Raw genomic sequence first — 17,015 nt, forward strand, 5'->3', positions numbered from 1 at the left:
GAGGCCGTGCTGAGTACGGAACTCGTGCGCGCGCTGCATGCGCTGCTGCCGGAATCGGCGGTGGTCCGGGTCGGCTGGGACGATCCCCAGCTGGGGCGCGGTGACGCCATCTGGCCGATACCCCCGGTCGCGGCCGACAGCGGGGCACCGGCTGCCGGCGATGGCCGCCACGGTTGGGATCATGATGGTGCCCGCCTGTACCTGGTGGTGGAAGGCGCGGCGCCTTCGTCCGCATGGTGGGGTCTGGCGCGGCAGGCCATGGAACTGGCCCTGCAGCGGGGCCGCCAGGCGGGACAGATCAAGGCGCTGGAAGAGGCCGAGCGGCTGCAGCAGGCGCTGTTCCAGATTGCCGATCTTGCCGGCGCCGACCTGGAGATGGGGCAGATGCTGCGCCGCGTGCACGACGTGCTGGGCACGCTGATGTACGCGGAAAACTGTTACATCGTCGAATACGATGACCTGCATGACCAGATCAGGTTCCTGTACTTCGCCGACCAGGTGGATGATTTCGTCGCCGATCCGGCGCAGAGCTTCGACGCCAGTGGAATGCCGCGCAGCCTGACGGTGGCGTTGCTGCACCATGGCAGGCCCCTGAGCGGACCTTCGCGGGAACTGTTGGCCCGCGAGGTCGGGCAGGAGCATGACCCGCTTCGCGGCCCCGAAAGCCTGGACTGGCTGGGTGTGCCGATGCTGCGCGATGGCCGGGTGTGCGGTGCCATCGTGGTGCAGAGCTACGAGCAGGCAGACCGCTATGGCGAGGCCGAGCGTGCACTGCTGGGTTTCGTTGCCCAGCACGTACAGACCGCGATGGACCGGCGCCAGGCCCAGGTGCGGCTCGAGCAGCAGGTGGAACTGCGCACGCAGGAGCTGCAGCGCGCCAACCACAGCCTGCAGGACGAAGTGGCCGAGCGTCGTCGTGCCGAGCAGCTGCAGATCGCGCTGTACGACATTGCAGAGATGGCGATGTCCGCCGAGAGCCTGGAGCAGTTCTACGGCCAGGTGCATGGCGTGGTCGGCCGACTGCTCGACGCGCGCAATTTCTACATCGCGCTGGTCAACGAGGCGGGTGATGGACTGGATTTCGTCTACTCGGTGGATGAACGCCACGCCAGCCGCGCCTCCCGTGCGTTCAGTCGTGGCCTGACCGAATACGTGGTGCGCAACCGCCAGCCGCTGTTGGCCTCCCGCGCGCAGATCGACTCGCTGCGCGCCAGTGGCGAGGTGCGCGAGTCCGGCGCGCGCTCGCTGTGCTGGCTGGGCGTGCCGCTGCTGCGGGATGACGAAGTGGTTGGCGCGATCGTGGTGCAGAGCTACAGCGAGCAGCGTGCCTTCAGCATCCACGACCAGCGCTTGCTGACCTTCGTCGCGCAGAACATCGGCACCGGACTGGCCCGCCAGCGCGACCAGCAGCGCCTGCGTTCGGCGCATGCCGAACTGGAGAAGCGCGTGGACGAACGCACGCGCGAACTGGCTGAGGTCAACGAAAAGCTGTTGGGCCAGATCGGCGAGCGCCTGCGTGCCGAGCAGCGGCTGACCCACCAGGCCATGCACGACGCGCTGACCGGGTTGCCCAACCGCCTGCACCTGCTGGACCGGCTGCAGGATGCGCTGGTACTGGCCAGGCAGGAGGACGGCCCGGTGTTCGCGGTGCTGTTCCTGGATCTGGACCGTTTCAAGCTGGTCAACGACAGCATCGGCCACGCCGCCGGCGATCACATGCTGGTGGAAGTGGCCAAGCGCATCGTGTCGATGGCGGGCCCCGACGACGTGGTGGCGCGCCTGGGCGGTGATGAGTTCGCGGTGCTGCTGCAGTGCCCGCTGGGCCTGGCGCAGGCCCTGGATTTCGGTCAACGCCTGCTGTTGGCATTGCAGGAGTCGATGTGGATCGCCGGGCGCGAGCTGTTCCCGTCCGGCAGCCTCGGCATCGCGCTGTGGAATCCGCGTTACCGGACCGGAGAAGAGCTGCTGCGCGATGCCGACGCCGCCATGTACCGGGCCAAGGCGCAGGGGCATGATCGCTGTGCGATCTTCGACGAGGACATGCGCGAGCAGGCCATGCGCAGCCTCGATCTGGAAGCCGATCTGCGGCGGGCGATCAACAACCGGGATTTCGTGCCGTTCTACCAGCCGATCGTGCGCCTGTCCGACGGGGAAGTGGTGGGCCACGAAGCGCTGCTGCGCTGGCAGCACGAACGGCGTGGCCTGCTGTTGCCGGGCGCGTTCCTGGAGCTGGGAGAGGAGAGCGGGTTGATCGAACAGGTCGACTGGCTGATCTACGAACAGGTCATCGCCGGCCTGGCCGCGGGCGGGCAGGGCTATGTGTCGGTGAACGTGTCGCCGCGGCATTTCCGTTCGGCCGGTTTCAGTGCGCGCCTGTTCGGCCTGCTCGACGCCTGCGGGGCCGATCCGCGCCGGTTGCGCCTGGAGATCACCGAGGTCGCGCTGCTGGATGACGGCCCGCACACGCTGCATATCCTGCAGGGACTGCGCGAGCGCGGCATCCAGGTGCAGCTGGACGACTTCGGCACCGGCTTCTCGGCGTTGTCGTACCTGCACCGCTTCCCGATCAGCACGCTGAAGATCGACCAGAGCTTCATTGCCGGCCTGCATGGACCGGAAGTGCAGAGCACCCGCGCGCTTGTACAGGGCGTGCTGTCGCTGGCGCGCACGCTGGGCATCGAAACCATCGGCGAAGGCATCGAAACCGAAGCCCAGCGGCAGACACTGCGCGAACTGGGCTGCGATTACGGCCAGGGCTACCTGCTGGGGCGACCGGCTCCCTGGGCCGACGTGGCGACCTGAGACGCCACGCGGCGGACAATCAACGCAGGGCGGCGCGGCGCTTCTCGTCGATCCACTTGGAGGCCTGTGCCGGCTGGTAGTTCTTCATCCACTCCAGCATCTGCTCGATGTCCGAGCCGTACCACAGGTCCTGGCGCTGGTCCGGGTGCAGGAAGCGCTCATCCACCATGCGATCGATCATGCCGATCAGCGGCGCGTAGAAGCCGTCCACGTCCAGGAATGCACAGGGCTTGTTGCCGATGCCCAGCTGGCGCCAGGTCAGCATCTCGAAGATCTCCTCCATGGTGCCGAAGCCGCCGGGCAGGGCGACGAAGCCGTCGGCCAGGTCGAACATGCGCGACTTGCGTTCGTGCATCGAGCCGACGATCTCCAGCTCGGTCAGGCCACGATGGGCCACTTCCCAGTCGGCCAGCTGGCGGGGAATCACGCCGGTGACCTCGCCGCCGGCCGCGAGCACGGCATTGGCCACGGTTCCCATCAGGCCGACGTTGCCGCCGCCATACACCAGGCGCAGGCCGTCGCGGGCGATGCGGTCGCCCAGTGCAATGGCGCGTTCGGTATAGGCCGGCTTGCTGCCAGCGTTGGAACCACAGTACACACAGATCGATTTCATGGATCTTCCTGTCTCTTGGCCGGAAACGAAAACGCCCCGTCGCCGACCGCAGGGCGGTCAGGGACGGGGTGTCCAAGGATTATGAGGCCTTGAGAGGCCTTCTGTAGAGCCGAGCCATGCTCGGCTGCTCTTCGTTCAGATCGCGGCAGTGCCCTAGCCGAGCATGGGCTATGCCGGTCGTCCTGACCGGCACCCTTCGGGCCGTCGCCAGCGACGTTGGCAGCGGCTCCTGCCGCTGCCTTCGGCTCTACAAAAAGCGGGGGCTTACGCCGCCGCAGCCTGCTCGCGTCGCGGGCCTTCACGCAGGGCGCGGCCGACCATGCCCACCAGCAGATCCAGCTCTTCGCTGTCCATGCCGAAGTGGGGCGTGAAGCGCAGCGAGTTTTCGCCGCCATGGATCACATTGATGCCATGCCGGCGCAGCCATTCTTCGGTGGAACCACTGCCGTAGCACTTGAACTGCGGCGCCAGCTCGCACGAGAACAGCAGGCCGGTACCCTGCACCTTGGTGATCAGCCCGCCAAGCTCGCCCTTGAGCTGTTCCAGCTTGCGCACGGCTTCGGCGCCGCGCTCGGCGATGTTGGCGCGCACCTGCGGGGTCAGCTGTGCCAGCGTCGCGCAGGCCACGTCCAGCGCACGCGGGTTGCTGGTCATGGTGTTGCCGTAGATGCCCTTGCGGTACAGCTGTGCGGCATGCTCGGTCACCGCCAGCACCGACAGCGGGTACTGGGCCGCGTTCAGGGCCTTCGAGTAGGTTTCCATGTCCGGCGGATCCAGGCCTTCGAAGCCCGGGTAGTCAACCACCGACAGCACGCCGTGCGCGCGCAGGCCGGCCTGGATCGAATCGAGCAGCAGCAGGCTGCCGTGCGCGCGGGTCAATTCGCGGGCCAGGGCATAGAACGACGGCGGCACCGAGCGGCCCGGATCGCCTTCGCCCATGACCGGCTCCAGGAACACCGCCTCGATGAACCACCTGTTGCGGGCGGCGTCCTCGAACACCGCGCGCAGGCCGGCTTCGTCGTACGGCGCCACGGTGATCACCGAATCCTCGCCACGGTAGCTGGCCAGATGCTGCATGTAGCTCTTGCGGCTGGAATCGGAGTACAGCGCCGGCCGGTCGGTGCGGCCATGGAAGCTGCCCTTGACCACCACGCGCTTGATCGCGGCGCCGGCGTGGCGCGCACCCGGGTCGGTCTGCAGCTTGGCGTTGACGTCGGCGATGCGTGCGGCCAGCCCGACCGCCTCCGAGCCGGAGTTCAGGCACATGAAACGGGCGAACGGGCAGCCGCCACGACGGTGGCCGATCTCGGCGCGAAGGGCGGTGATGAAGCGCTGCTGTGACAGGCTGGGGGTCATGATGTTGGCCATCACCTGCGGTCGGGCCATCGCCTCCAGCACCGTGTCGGGGGTATGACCGAAGCCGAGCATGCCGTAGCCGCCAGCGTCATACAGCACCGCCCCCTTGAGGGTGACCACCCACGGGCCGCGCGCGGCCAGCGCCACATAGGGCGTAACGGCGTCGTCGGCGTAGAAATTGACGAACCCGTCCTGCATGGCATCGATCTGCGCCTGTTCGTCCTGCGCCAGCAACGGCCCCAGTTCGCCCTGCACACGGGCGAACTCCGCGGCGGCGGCCTCGACCGCGGCCACCAGCTGCGGATGGCGGACGGACAGGGTGGTCAGGGTGGCGTCGTCCAGGCCGGTGGTGAGGCGGGTGCCGGGCTGGCTGCGCAGGGGGGCGAGGCGTTCGATGAAGCTCATTGCAGATCTCCTGAAACAATGGGGCGCACGGGCCATCAAAAAGCAAAACGCGCGTCATCACGCGCGCTGGGCGGCCTCGTGCAGCGGACTTCCATCTCGATGCTAGCACTTGTTTTTTTGCGCGATAACCCCGCAGAAACCTGTTGCATAGCAGCATTTTGCGCGACGTTCGCCGCGGACCACGCCGGCTCGCAGACGCTGGCCGTACAATGCGCGCCATTGTCGACCTGTTGCCGCCCACTGCCTTGAAGAAGTCCGATTTCCACTACGACCTGCCGGCTGAACTGATCGCGCAGGCGCCGCTGGCTGAACGTTCCGCCAGCCGCCTGCTGCTGGTGCCTCCGGCCCCTGCCGCCTTCACCGACCTGCAGGTGCGTGATCTGCCCTCGCTGCTGCAGCCGGGCGACCTGCTGGTATTCAACGATACGCGCGTGATCCCGGCGCGCCTGTTCGGTCAGAAGGCCAGCGGTGGGCGGGTCGAGATCCTGATCGAGCGCCTGCTCGGCGGCCAGCAGGCGCGTGCCCAGGTCGGCGCCAGCAAGTCGCCCAAGGCCGGCAGCCGCATCGCGCTCGATGCCGGTGGCGAAGGCGAAGTGCTGGGCCGCGACGGCGAGTTCTATGTGCTGCAGTTCCATGTGCCCGAGTCACTGGAGCAGTGGCTGCTGCACGCCGGACGCCTGCCGCTGCCCCCCTACATCCAGCGCGAGCCGGGCGTGGACGACCGCGAGCGCTACCAGACCGTGTTCGCGCGGGAGGTGGGAGCGGTGGCGGCACCGACCGCCGGCCTGCATTTCGATGAACCGCTGTTGGCCGCGCTGAAGGACAAGGGCGTGGAGTTCGGCCACGTCACCCTGCACGTGGGGGCAGGCACCTTCCAGCCGGTGCGAGCCGATGACCTGAAGGACCACGTGATGCACCGCGAGTGGCTGAACGTGGGCGCCGAGCTGGTGCAGCAGGTGCGTCGGACCCGCGCTGCGGGCGGGCGCGTGATCGGTGTCGGCACCACCGTGGTGCGCGCGCTGGAAAGTGCGATGCGTGACGGCGAGCTGTTGCCGTTCGCCGGCGAGACGCAGATCTTCATCACCCCGGGCTATCGGATCCGCAGCGTTGACGCGATGGTGACCAATTTCCATCTGCCGGAAAGCACCCTGTTGATGATGATTTCGGCCTTTGCCGGCAAGGAGCGGGTGTTCGAGGCCTATCAGCACGCGATCCAGCAGCGCTATCGCTTCTTCAGTTACGGCGACGCGATGCTGCTGTTCCCGCAGGCAGGGTAGGGCGCGCCGGGAGGGCAGGGACCCTTGCGGGTGCGCACCTTGGTGCGCACGCCTTCTTGGGAGACAATAGGCAACTATTTGCCTGAACGACCGCTCCATGTCCCGACTGCAGTTCCAGCTCAAGACCCGCGACGGCCGTGCCCGTCGCGGCCGCCTGACCTTCCCGCGCGGCACGGTGGAAACGCCGGCTTTCATGCCCGTGGGAACCTATGGCTCGGTCAAGGGCATCCTGCCGGACCAGGTGCGCGCGCTGGGTGCCGAGATCATCCTTGGCAACACCTTCCATCTGTACCTGCGTCCGGGCCTGGACATCATCGCCGACCACGGCGGACTGCATGGCTTCTGCCGCTGGGACGGCCCGATCCTGACCGATTCCGGCGGTTTCCAGGTGTTCTCGCTGGCCCACCGCCGCAAGATCACCGAACAGGGCGTGACCTTCGCTTCGCCGACCGACGGGGCCCGGGTGTTCCTCGGCCCGGAAGAGAGCATGAAGATCCAGAAGGTGCTCGATTCGGACGTGGTGATGATCTTCGACGAGTGCACCCCGTACCCGGCCACCGAGGACGTCGCCCGCCGGTCGATGGAGCTGAGCCTGCGCTGGGCCCAGCGCAGCCGCAACGCGCATGACGAGCTCGGCAACGATGCGGCCCTGTTCGGGATCGTCCAGGGTGGGGTGCATACCGACCTGCGCAGCCGCTCGGCCGAGGCCCTGCAGGCGATCGGCTTCGATGGCTATGCCATCGGTGGCCTGGCCGTGGGCGAGCCGGAGCATGAGCGCAACGCCATGCTCGACCACCTGGATCCGGAGCTGCCGGGCGACCGCCCGCGCTACCTGATGGGCGTGGGCCGGCCGGAAGACCTGGTCGAGGGTGTCGCACGCGGCGTGGACATGTTCGACTGCGTGATGCCGACCCGCAACGCGCGCAACGGGCATTACTTCACCTCGTTCGGTACCGTCCGCATCCGCAATTCGCAGTATGCGCGGGATATGGACCCGATCGAACCGGGCTGCGGCTGCGTGGCCTGTACCGGCGGCTACACCCGCTCGTACCTGCGCCACCTGGACCGCTGCAACGAGATGCTGGCGCCGATGCTGGGCACCCTGCACAACCTGTTCTACTACGAGAAGCTGATGGCCGACATCCGGGCGGCGATCGAGGCGGGAACCTTCCAGGCCTTCCGCGAGTCCTTCTATGCGGCACGCGGAGCGGTTCCGCCGCCGCTGTAACCCGGCGCCCCCCTGTCGAACGGCCCGGGGACGAACGTCCGGGGCCATGGCATACTTCAAGGCTGACCCAGATCCGCGGTCGACACCCCGCGCCCGTGAAAGGGCCGGAGCGCCGCCCAACCAAAGGACCAAAGATGAACCTGCTTGCCTTCCTGATTCCCGCCGCCCACGCCCAGGCCGCCGGTGGCCAACCGCAGGGCATGGGCCTGACCACGCTGCTGTTCCCGATCATCCTGATCGCCATCATGTACTTCCTGATGATCCGCCCGCAGATGAAGCGGCAGAAGGAGCACAAGGCCATGCTGGAGAAGATCAAGCGTGGCGATGAAGTGCTGACCAACGGTGGCATCGCCGGCGTGGTCACTGACATCGGCGACAACTTCGTCACCCTGGAAGTGGCCGAGAACGTGCGCATCCGCGTGCAGAAGGGCGCTGTCGGCAACGTGCTGCCGGCCGGTACCCTGAAGTCGGCCCAGTAAGCCACTCCCTTTCCGATGCACAACCGCGGCGCCGGGGATGGCGCCGCGCGGGACCCAAGCAATGCTCGAATTTCCACGCTGGAAGTACGTCGTCATCCTGATCGTACTTGCGCTCAGTACGCTGTATGCGCTGCCCAACATCTACCAGAAGGACGCGGCCGTCCAGATCACCGCCAACCGTGGCGGACAGGTCGACGACGCCCTCCGCGACCGCGTGGTGGCTGACCTGAAGAAGGCCGGCATCGCCAGCCTCGGCGCCGAGAAGGAAGGCGAGAGCCTGATCGTCCGCCTGCCGGACCTCAAGACCCAGGCCGCGGCAAGCGACCTGCTGCGCGACAGCGTGGGTGAGAACTACACGGTCGCGCTGAACCTGGCATCCACCGTTCCGGACTGGCTGGCCAATCTTGGCGGTCGCCCGATGACGCTCGGCCTGGACCTGCAGGGCGGCGTGCACTTCGTGCTGCAGGTGGACCAGAAGGCTGCGCTGGACAAGCGCCTGGATGCCTATACCGAAGACGTGCGCAGCACCCTGCGCGACGCACGCATTCCGTACCAGTCGGTCGAGCGTCGCGCCGACAACAGCATCGTGGCCAACCTGAGCCCGTCCGCCGGTGACGACGCCGCGCAGCGCGCCCGCACGGCCCTGCTCAAGGCGCAGCCGACCCTCGGTTATGACGTCAGCGGCAGCCGCATCACGGTGACCGTGCCGGAGGCCGAGATCTCGCAGATCGCCAACGGCGCCATCGAGCAGAACATCAATACCCTGCGCAACCGCGTGAACCAGCTGGGCGTGGCCGAGCCGATCATCCAGCGCCAGGGCGCCGACCGCGTCGTGGTGCAGCTGCCCGGCGTGCAGGACACGGCCGAAGCCAAGCGCATGATCGGTGCGACCGCCACCCTGGAATACCGTGCGGTGGTCGAGGGCAACGCCCAGGACGCCATCAACGCCGGCCGCATCCCGCCGGAAGCCAAGGTCTACCAGCAGCGTGACGGCCGCGGCCCGATCCTGCTGAACAAGCGCGTGATCGTCACCGGCGACCAGATGGTGGCTGCGCAGGCGGTGACCGACGCCAACAGCGGTGCCCCGGCGGTCAGCGTGACGCTGAACAACGTCGGTGGCCAGCGCATGTTCGACTTCACCAGCGCCAACGTGAACAAGCCGATGGCGGTGGTGTACACCGAACGCGTGCCGACCGTGACCGTGGTCGACGGCCAGGAAGTGCGCGGCTTCAAGGTCAACGAGGAAGTGATCTCGGTGGCCAACATCAACGGCGTATTCGGCAAGAACTTCCAGACCACCGGCCTGCAGAAGAAGGAAGCCGAAGATCTGGCCAAGCTGCTGAAGTCCGGCTCGCTGGCCGCGCCGATGGACTTCGTCGAAGAGCGCGTGGTCGGCCCGAGCCTGGGTGCCGAGAACGTCAAGAACGGCATGCGCGCCGTGGTCTTCGCCTTCCTGTTCACCCTGGTGTTCTTCAGCATCTACTACCGCATGTTCGGCATCATCACGTCGGTGGCGATGCTGTTCAACCTGCTGATCGTGGTGGCGGTGATGTCGTTGTTCGGCGCGACCATGACCCTGCCGGGCTTCGCCGGCCTGGCGCTGTCGGTCGGCCTGTCGGTCGACGCCAACGTGCTGATCAACGAGCGTATCCGTGAAGAGCTGCGGGCCGGTGTTCCGGGCAAGACCGCGATCGTGACCGGTTACGAGCGCGCGTCCGGCACCATCCTCGACGCCAACCTGACCGGCCTGATCGTCGGCGTGGCACTGTTCGCATTCGGTACCGGTCCGCTGAAGGGCTTCGCGCTGACCATGATCATCGGTATTTTCGCCTCCATGTTCACCGCGATCACCGTGTCGCGTGCGCTGGCGACGCTGATCTACGGCCGTCGCAAGAAGCTCCAGAACGTGGCCATCTGACGGGACGACACGCACATGAAACTGTTTCCGCTGCACATCCTCCCGAACGACACCAAGATCGATTTCATGCGGTGGCGCCATGTCGCCATGGTCGTCACGATCATCGTGTTCCTGGCATCGATCGCCATCATCGGCTTCAAGGGCTTCAACTATGCCCTGGACTTCACCGGTGGCACCCTGATTGAAGCCCGCTTCGAGCGCCCGGTGGACGTCGAGCAGGTCCGCACCAAGCTCGAGCAGAGCGGCTTCGACGGCGCCCAGGTGCAGAGCGTCGGTGGCAGTACCGACCTGCTGATCCGCCTGGCGCCGCACGGTGAGCATGCCCCGGGTACCGGCGATTCCGCCGCCGAGGACAAGGCCACCGCGGCGGCCGTGGTCAAGGCGCTGTCCTCGGCCGACAACCAGGCGACGGTGCTGCGCAATGAGTTCGTCGGCCCGCAGATCGGCAAGGATCTGGCGATGAACGGCCTGTACGCCACCATCTTCATGCTGGCCGGCTTCCTGATCTACATCGCCGTCCGCTTTGAATGGAAGTTCGCGGTCACCGCCAGCATCGTGGCCATGTTCGACCTGATCGTGACGGTGGCTTACGTGTCCCTGCTGGGCCGCGAGTTCGACCTGACTGTGCTGGCCGGCCTGCTGTCGGTGATGGGCTTTGCGATCAACGACATCATCGTGGTGTTCGACCGCGTCCGCGAGAACTTCCGCAGCCTGCGCGTGGAACCGATGGAAGTGCTGAACCGTTCGATCAACCAGACGCTGTCGCGTACGGTGATCACCGCGGTGATGTTCTTCCTGTCCGCACTGGCCCTGTACCTGTACGGTGGCAGCTCGATGGAAGGCCTGGCCGAAACGCACATGATCGGTGCGGTGATCGTGGTCATGTCGTCGATCCTGGTCGCGGTGCCGATGCTCACGATCGGCTTCCTGCGCGTGAGCAAGCAGGATTTGCTGCCGAAGGCCAAGGACATCGAGGCTCTGGCCCGCCGTCCGTAAGCGTTCGCGCTGCACGCAACGCACAGAGAACCCCGCGCAAGCGGGGTTTTTTGTTGGCAAGGCGTGTAGCCCTGCACCTGCCGAGGCAAAGGCAACATCAACAGCGGGCATTTCGTGGGTTGGCGGGGCGGTGTCGGAGTGCGGGTTCACGCGGCTGTCGGTAGGTGTCGAGCTTGGTCGACACATCTGTCAGATTTCGAATGAATTCAATCGTGTCGACCAAGGTCGACACCCACCAGAGCAGAATGCGGTTCCGACAGAACGCGGAAGACTGTCGAAGGCGGGGTGGGTCCGGTTGCGGGGGCGTGAGCGCCATGGATGGCGCGACCGAGCCTACATGGACGTACTTGCGGCGTCCCCCGCAACCGGACCCGCCCCGCCATCCCGCAGATAGCTCGCTTCTGCCGTTGATGTTGACGTTGATTCGGCGGGTGCAGGGTGCAACCCTGCAAAACAAACACCACCCTACGGCAGCGTCGGTTGTGCAATCGTGCCCCGCACACTACGATCCTGCGGTTCGCGCGCGCAGGCGCGCCCTCCGATTCCTGCTGAGCGCCCTGCGCGCCGCATCTGCCAACCCGAGGTATCCATGGTCATCAAACCGCGCGTCCGCGGCTTCATCTGCGTCACCACCCATCCGACCGGCTGCGACGCCGCCGTCAAGCAGCAGATCGACTACATCCGCGCCCGCCCGCCGATCCAGAACGGTCCCAAGCGTGTGCTGGTGATCGGCGCCTCGACCGGCTACGGCCTGGCCGCCCGCATCACTGCCGCGTTCGGCAGCGGTGCGGCGACCCTGGGCGTGTTCTTCGAGCGTCCCGGCAGCGAGACCAAGCCGGGCACGGCGGGCTGGTACAACTCGGCGGCGTTCCACCGCTATGCCGATGAGGCGGGCCTGTATGCCAAGAGCATCAATGGTGATGCGTTCTCGGATGAAGTGAAGGCGCGCACCATCGAGATGATCAAGGCCGATCTCGGCCAGGTCGACCAGGTCGTCTACAGCCTGGCTGCGCCGCGCCGCAAGCACCCCAAAACCGGTGAAGTGATCAGTTCCACGCTGAAGCCGATCGGTGAGCCGATCACGCTGCGTGGCCTGGATACCGACAAGGAAGTGATCACCGAGACCACTTTGCAGCCGGCGACGCCGGAGGAAATCGCAGGGACCGTCGCAGTGATGGGCGGTGAAGACTGGCAGATGTGGATCGACGCGCTGGCCGATGCCGGCGTGCTGGCCAATGGCTGCACCACCACCGCCTTCACCTACGTTGGCGAAGAAATCACCCAGGCCATCTACTGGAATGGCTCGATCGGCGCTGCCAAGAAGGATCTCGACACCAAGGTGCTTGGCCTGCGCGAGAAGCTGGCGAAGATCGGCGGTGATGCCCGCGTGTCGGTGCTCAAGGCCGTGGTCACCCAGGCGAGCTCGGCCATTCCGACAATGCCGCTGTACCTGTCGCTGCTGTTCAAGGTGATGAAGGAAAAGGGCACCCACGAAGGCTGCATCGAGCAGCTGGACGTGCTCTACGACATCCTCTACGGCGGCAAGGCCGACGGCGTGGCGATCGACCGCCTGCGTCACGATCTGGTCGATGGCGATGGCCATACCGTCGCGCTGGTCGATGAAGAAGGCCGCCTGCGTGCCGACTACAAGGAAATGGCGGCAGACGTGCAGGGCAAGGTGGTTGCGCTGTGGCCGCAAGTGACCAACGAAAACCTGTACGAGATCAGCGACCTGGCCGGCTACAAGGCGGACTTCCTGCGCCTGTTCGGTTTCGGCGTTGAAGGCGTCGACTACGAGGCCGACGTCGATCCGGATGTGAAGATCAACAATCTGGTCGATATGACCTGATCGAAAAGGCCGGCGAAAGCCGGCCTTTTCACATAGGGCGCGCCGCTGTGCTCGCCGGGCATGGCCCGGCGCTAGCAGGCTCGTCGTGCATGGGCCGGCGTTACCCCGGCGCCCCTTGGTAGCGCCGGGCCATGCCCCGCGATGCGGGATCACCCGAAGTCGAAACTCATCGTCGGCAGCGCCGGACCGACGAAGTCGCCCTGCACGTAGTCCACGCCTGCACTGAACAGCAGCGTCATGGAGTTGGCATCGCTGACGAACTCGGCGATGGTGCGGATACCGGCCTCCTGCGCGCGCGCCGTGATCTGGCTGATGCGGTCGATGTTCTCGCGGGTCGCCGCCAGGTCGCTGGTGAATCCACGGTCCAGCTTGAGGAACTGCGGCTGGAAGTGGGCCAGCAGCTGGAACGAATCCAGGCCGGACCCGAACTGTTCCAGGCCGATGCGGCAGCCCAGCGGGGCCACGTCGGCCAGGAACTGCTGGGCGCTGCGCAGGTGGGTGAACACCTTCGCTTCCGGCGCATGCAGCCACAGGCGCTCGCCCGGAACCCCGTGCGCCTTCAGTTCACCACGCAGGGTGGCAATCATCTGCGGGTCGTCGAACGATTCGGGGGTGACCTTCACCAGCATCTGGGTGGCGCTGCCTTCGCGCGCGCGCTGCCCCAGCACCGTGATGGCCTTGGACACCACCCAGCGGTTGATCTCGGCCAGCAGCCCGTGTTCCTCGGCGATGCCAAGGAAAGCGGTGGGACTGAGCAGTTCACCGTTGTGCTCCAGTCGCAGATAGGCTTCGTACAGCTCCAGTGGCTCGCCCTGCAGGTTCAGGACCGGCTGGTAATGCAGCTGGAAGCCGTCGCCGTCCAGGGCTTCGCGGATGCGGCCGACCCATCGCTGCACACGTTCTTCCTCGACCCGATCGACCGCGGCCGGATCGAAGATGCGACAGGTGTTGCCCAGCTCGGCGGCCGCCTGCGTGCACTCGCTGGCACGCGCCAGGACCTGGCCGATACTGGCGATCTTCTCGCCGACCTGGACACCGCCGATGCTCACGGTGACCGTGGCCGAACGCGCGCCGATGCTGAACACATGGGCGGCATATGCCTCACGGATGCGTTCGGCCAGTGCCACGGTCTGCGCATAGGGGCCGGCCTGCAGCACGGCGAAGCTGTGTTCGCCGAAGCGCGCCAGCTGCGCGTCCTCCCCCACGACATCGGCCAGCAGGGAGGCCAGCGCGCCGATGAGGGTATCGGCCGAGGCCAGCCCGATGTCCGGCATCAGCCGCGCATAGTGGTCGGGCTCGACCAGCAGCAGGCCGAACTGGCCCTCGCTGCGGCCAGCCTGGGCGACCGCACTTTCGACCTGCAGCATGAAGGTCGGCCGGTTCAGCAGGCCGGTCACCTGGTCGCGCTGGCGAAGATCCTCGACCTCTCGGGCCAGTTCCGGGTCGAACTCGATCCGGCGGCGGAAGACGACCTGCAGGCAGGATTCGCCCTCATAGGTGGCTGCGGTGAATTCCATCGTTGCCGGAAACGCACTGCCATCCTGGTGGCGTGCATCGAGCTGGTACTGCGGTGGTGGCGCTTCGCCGCGGCTGAGGCTCTTCAGCAGCTGCTTGAAGTCATCAACATGCTGGGCGGCCACCATGTCCAGCAGCGAGATGCCCTCGATGTCGTCGAAATGCTCGTAGCCGAACATGTCCAGATAGGCATCGTTGGCGCGGATGTGCATGCCTTCGTGCACATAGGCGATGGGTTCGCGGGAGGAGGCAATCAGCGCGTCGCAACGGCGCTCGGTCTCGCGCATCTGTGCCTCGATGCGGCGCAGCCCGCGGCGCGCCTGCAGGTCGACCCACTGGTCGCGGACCACCGCCAGCAGATGCTCCGGCCGTTGGCGCAGGGCAAGGGCGCGGATGCCATGGCTGCTGGCCTGGACCAGCTCATCTTCGTCGATGCGCTCGGCCAGCAGCACCAGCGGAATGTCCTTGCCACTGGCCGCGATGTGCTGGGCCACCAGCGGCAGCGGGATGCCCTGCGAGGGCGAGGCCAGCACCAGATCGATGGCCTGGTTGGCCAGCACCTGCGACAGCTCGGCCGAATCCTGCGGGCGCCAGGGGCGCACGGCGATGCCGCTGTTGCGCAGCGTGCTGACGATGGCTTCCGCATTCTCGCCGCTGTCGTCGACGATCAGCAGGCGGATGGTGATGTCGTTCGCGTTCTGCATGCACTGCTCCCCAATCTGCGGATCTTGATACACGATGCTCGGCGAGCCGTCCATGCGTGCAGGCATCCCGCACCCCGAACGGCGATGCGGTTCACACCACGCTGCCGGCGGCGTGGCCGCTGGCCCAGGCCCACTGGAAGTTGTAGCCGCCAAGCCAGCCGGTGACGTCCAGCACTTCGCCGACGAAATGCAGGCCCGGCACGCGCTTGGATTCCATCGTGGAGGACGAAACGTCGGCGGTGTCCACGCCGCCCAGCGTGACCTCGGCGGTGCGGTAGCCTTCGGTGCCACTGGCCACCAGCGGGAACGCACCCAGCAGCTGCGCAGCCTGGCGCAGCTGGGGCTCATCCAGCTGCCGTACCGGGCGGTCCGGCAGCCAGTGTTCGCACAGGCGCTGGGCCAGGCGCTTGGGCAGGACCTCGGCCAGCACCGTGCGCAGTTCGGCGGCTGGCCGCTCCTGTTTCATCCGTCGCAGCCACTGGCCGGCATCCTGGCCGGGCAGCAGATCCAGTTCCAGTGCATCGCCGGGTTGCCAGAAGGAGGAGATCTGCAGGATCGCCGGGCCGCTGACGCCACGATGGGTGAGCAACATGGAATTCTGGAACTGCATGCCGTTGCAGCGCGCCTCGATCGGCAGGGCGACACCGCTCAGGTCGGCCAGGCGCTCCTGGTGCCTGCCGCTGAGGGTCAGCGGCACGAGTCCGGCGCGGGTCGGCAGCACGGCATGCCCGAACTGGCGTGCAATCTCGTAGCCGAAGCCGGTTGCGCCCAGGCTGGGGATGGACAGGCCACCGGTGGCGACCACCAGCGAGGCGCAGTGGAACATCCCCTGCGTGGTGTGCACCCGGAAGCCATCCGCCCCGTGCTCGATGCGCTCGACGCTGCAGTGGGTACGGATGTGCGCACCCGCTGCCTGGCACTCGTCCACCAGCATCTTCACGATCTGCTTGGACGAAACGTCGCAGAACAGCTGCCCCAGCTCCTTCTCGTGATAGGCGATGGCATGGCGCTCGACCATCTCGATGAAGTGCCAAGGCGTATAGCGGGCCAGCGCCGATTTGCAGAAGTGCGGATTGGCCGACAGGAAGTTGGCCGGGGTGGTGCCGGTGTTGGTGAAGTTGCAGCGGCCACCGCCGGACATCAGGATCTTCTTGCCGATCTTGTTGGCGTGATCGATCACCTGCACCTGGCGGCCGCGCCGGCCGGCGGTGATCGCGGTCATCAGGCCGGCGGCACCGGCACCGATCACCACGACGTCGCAGCGCGTCGTACTCATGCCTTGGCGCGCTTGCGCCAGGTGGGGATGATGTCGAGCTGGATCTGGTCGTTGAGGATCTGCACCTCGCCGTCCTGGATCAGCACGCTGAAGCGCATGGCACGCTGGATCTGCTGGCCCCACTGCTCGACGAAGGTGCCATCGAGGTCGATCACCGACAGGTTGTCGAAGCGCGCCAGGCCCTTGCCCTGCTTGCCCCACCAGATGTCGGACGCATTGCCGCCGTAGTTGACCACCTGCACCTGGCGGCTGCGGTTGCTGGCCTTGCGGATACGGGATTCATCGGGGTGGCCGAGGTCGATCCACTGCAGGATGTCGCCGGTGTAGTCGTGCTGCCACAGGTCCGGCTCGTCATCCGTACTCAGGCCCCGGCCGAATTCCAAGCGGTCGTCGGCGTTGAGGGCGAAGGTGAGCAGGCGCACCATCAGGCGCTCGTCGGTTTCCGACGGATGCTGGGCCAGGGTCAGGTTGTGGGTCGCGTAGTAGCCGCGATCCATGTCGCTGATCTGCAACTCGGCCTTGCGGATGGTGGCGGTGAGGGCCATGGGGGATCCGTCGACTAAAGAGGACAATGATAGAGGTTTGCTGCAGGGGTGT

Annotated in this window: 12 protein-coding genes; 7 read left to right on the forward strand and 5 right to left on the reverse strand. The window is 66.5% G+C overall.

Annotated features, from left to right (window positions below; all coding sequences use genetic code 11):
- Positions 1 to 6: 6 nt before the first annotated feature.
- The gene (locus tag ACZK08_RS07825) at positions 7 to 2,802 is read left to right on the forward strand and encodes a bifunctional diguanylate cyclase/phosphodiesterase (RefSeq protein WP_231107716.1); all 2,796 of its coding nucleotides are present in this window, start codon (positions 7 to 9) and stop codon (positions 2,800 to 2,802) included.
- Between the two features lie 19 nt (positions 2,803 to 2,821).
- Here the strand turns inward: ACZK08_RS07825 and ACZK08_RS07830 are convergent, their stop codons facing one another.
- Both ACZK08_RS07830 and ACZK08_RS07835 read right to left on the reverse strand, forming a co-directional pair.
- On the reverse strand, positions 2,822 to 3,415 hold the full coding sequence (locus ACZK08_RS07830; protein WP_065175031.1) for an LOG family protein: 594 nt from the start codon (positions 3,413 to 3,415) through the stop codon (positions 2,822 to 2,824).
- Positions 3,416 to 3,679: 264 nt separating this feature from the next.
- Positions 3,680 to 5,176, reverse strand: a complete 1,497-nt coding sequence (locus ACZK08_RS07835; RefSeq protein ID WP_065181311.1) for an aminotransferase class III-fold pyridoxal phosphate-dependent enzyme — start codon at positions 5,174 to 5,176, stop codon at positions 3,680 to 3,682.
- Positions 5,177 to 5,385: 209 nt separating this feature from the next.
- Here ACZK08_RS07835 and queA point away from each other — a divergent pair, with 209 nt between their 5' ends.
- From queA to fabV, 6 genes are all read left to right on the forward strand, one after another.
- Complete coding sequence (gene queA / locus ACZK08_RS07840) at positions 5,386 to 6,453, forward strand: tRNA preQ1(34) S-adenosylmethionine ribosyltransferase-isomerase QueA (protein ID WP_065181312.1); 1,068 nt, start codon at positions 5,386 to 5,388, stop codon at positions 6,451 to 6,453.
- A gap of 97 nt (positions 6,454 to 6,550) precedes the next feature.
- Positions 6,551 to 7,681 (forward strand): tRNA guanosine(34) transglycosylase Tgt, encoded by a 1,131-nt coding sequence (gene tgt, locus ACZK08_RS07845; RefSeq protein ID WP_065181313.1) that lies wholly within the window; start codon positions 6,551 to 6,553, stop codon positions 7,679 to 7,681.
- 134 nt (positions 7,682 to 7,815) lie between these two features.
- The gene (yajC, locus tag ACZK08_RS07850) at positions 7,816 to 8,160 is read left to right on the forward strand and encodes a preprotein translocase subunit YajC (protein WP_053519780.1); all 345 of its coding nucleotides are present in this window, start codon (positions 7,816 to 7,818) and stop codon (positions 8,158 to 8,160) included.
- Positions 8,161 to 8,221: 61 nt separating this feature from the next.
- Entirely contained in the window at positions 8,222 to 10,078 is a 1,857-nt protein-coding gene (secD, locus tag ACZK08_RS07855) for a protein translocase subunit SecD (protein ID WP_053519779.1), read from the forward strand.
- Between the two features lie 15 nt (positions 10,079 to 10,093).
- Complete coding sequence (gene secF / locus ACZK08_RS07860; RefSeq protein ID WP_053519778.1) at positions 10,094 to 11,074, forward strand: protein translocase subunit SecF; 981 nt, start codon at positions 10,094 to 10,096, stop codon at positions 11,072 to 11,074.
- 589 nt (positions 11,075 to 11,663) lie between these two features.
- Positions 11,664 to 12,923 (forward strand): enoyl-ACP reductase FabV, encoded by a 1,260-nt coding sequence (gene fabV / locus ACZK08_RS07865; protein ID WP_053520465.1) that lies wholly within the window; start codon positions 11,664 to 11,666, stop codon positions 12,921 to 12,923.
- A 149-nt stretch (positions 12,924 to 13,072) separates the two neighbouring features.
- On the opposite strand, the gene ACZK08_RS07870 is transcribed toward fabV, so the two are convergent.
- From ACZK08_RS07870 to ACZK08_RS07880, 3 genes are all read right to left on the reverse strand, one after another.
- Positions 13,073 to 15,142 carry an EAL domain-containing response regulator gene (locus tag ACZK08_RS07870; RefSeq protein ID WP_065181393.1) on the reverse strand — a complete coding sequence of 690 codons (2,070 nt, stop codon included), beginning with the start codon at positions 15,140 to 15,142 and terminating at the stop codon, positions 13,073 to 13,075.
- Positions 15,143 to 15,233: 91 nt separating this feature from the next.
- The gene (locus ACZK08_RS07875) at positions 15,234 to 16,418 is read right to left on the reverse strand and encodes a BaiN/RdsA family NAD(P)/FAD-dependent oxidoreductase (protein ID WP_065181314.1); all 1,185 of its coding nucleotides are present in this window, start codon (positions 16,416 to 16,418) and stop codon (positions 15,234 to 15,236) included.
- Entirely contained in the window at positions 16,415 to 16,963 is a 549-nt protein-coding gene (locus ACZK08_RS07880; protein ID WP_053517781.1) for a YaeQ family protein, read from the reverse strand. The genes ACZK08_RS07875 and ACZK08_RS07880 overlap by 4 nt, the downstream gene beginning before the upstream one ends.
- Positions 16,964 to 17,015: the final 52 nt, after the last annotated feature.

The organism is Stenotrophomonas sp. 112478_Sma (genome assembly GCF_056479905.1).

Coding starts and splice junctions, on each gene's coding strand:
- fabV (WP_053520465.1), top strand. CDS start 11,664: ATGGTCATCAAACCGCGCGTCCGCGGCTTCATCTGCGTCACCACCCAT.
- secF (WP_053519778.1), top strand. CDS start 10,094: ATGAAACTGTTTCCGCTGCACATCCTCCCGAACGACACCAAGATCGAT.
- queA (WP_065181312.1), top strand. CDS start 5,386: ATGCGCGCCATTGTCGACCTGTTGCCGCCCACTGCCTTGAAGAAGTCC.
- yajC (WP_053519780.1), top strand. CDS start 7,816: ATGAACCTGCTTGCCTTCCTGATTCCCGCCGCCCACGCCCAGGCCGCC.
- ACZK08_RS07875 (WP_065181314.1), bottom strand. CDS start 16,418: ATGAGTACGACGCGCTGCGACGTCGTGGTGATCGGTGCCGGTGCCGCC.
- ACZK08_RS07870 (WP_065181393.1), bottom strand. CDS start 15,142: ATGCAGAACGCGAACGACATCACCATCCGCCTGCTGATCGTCGACGAC.
- ACZK08_RS07830 (WP_065175031.1), bottom strand. CDS start 3,415: ATGAAATCGATCTGTGTGTACTGTGGTTCCAACGCTGGCAGCAAGCCG.
- secD (WP_053519779.1), top strand. CDS start 8,222: ATGCTCGAATTTCCACGCTGGAAGTACGTCGTCATCCTGATCGTACTT.
- tgt (WP_065181313.1), top strand. CDS start 6,551: ATGTCCCGACTGCAGTTCCAGCTCAAGACCCGCGACGGCCGTGCCCGT.
- ACZK08_RS07880 (WP_053517781.1), bottom strand. CDS start 16,963: ATGGCCCTCACCGCCACCATCCGCAAGGCCGAGTTGCAGATCAGCGAC.
- ACZK08_RS07835 (WP_065181311.1), bottom strand. CDS start 5,176: ATGAGCTTCATCGAACGCCTCGCCCCCCTGCGCAGCCAGCCCGGCACC.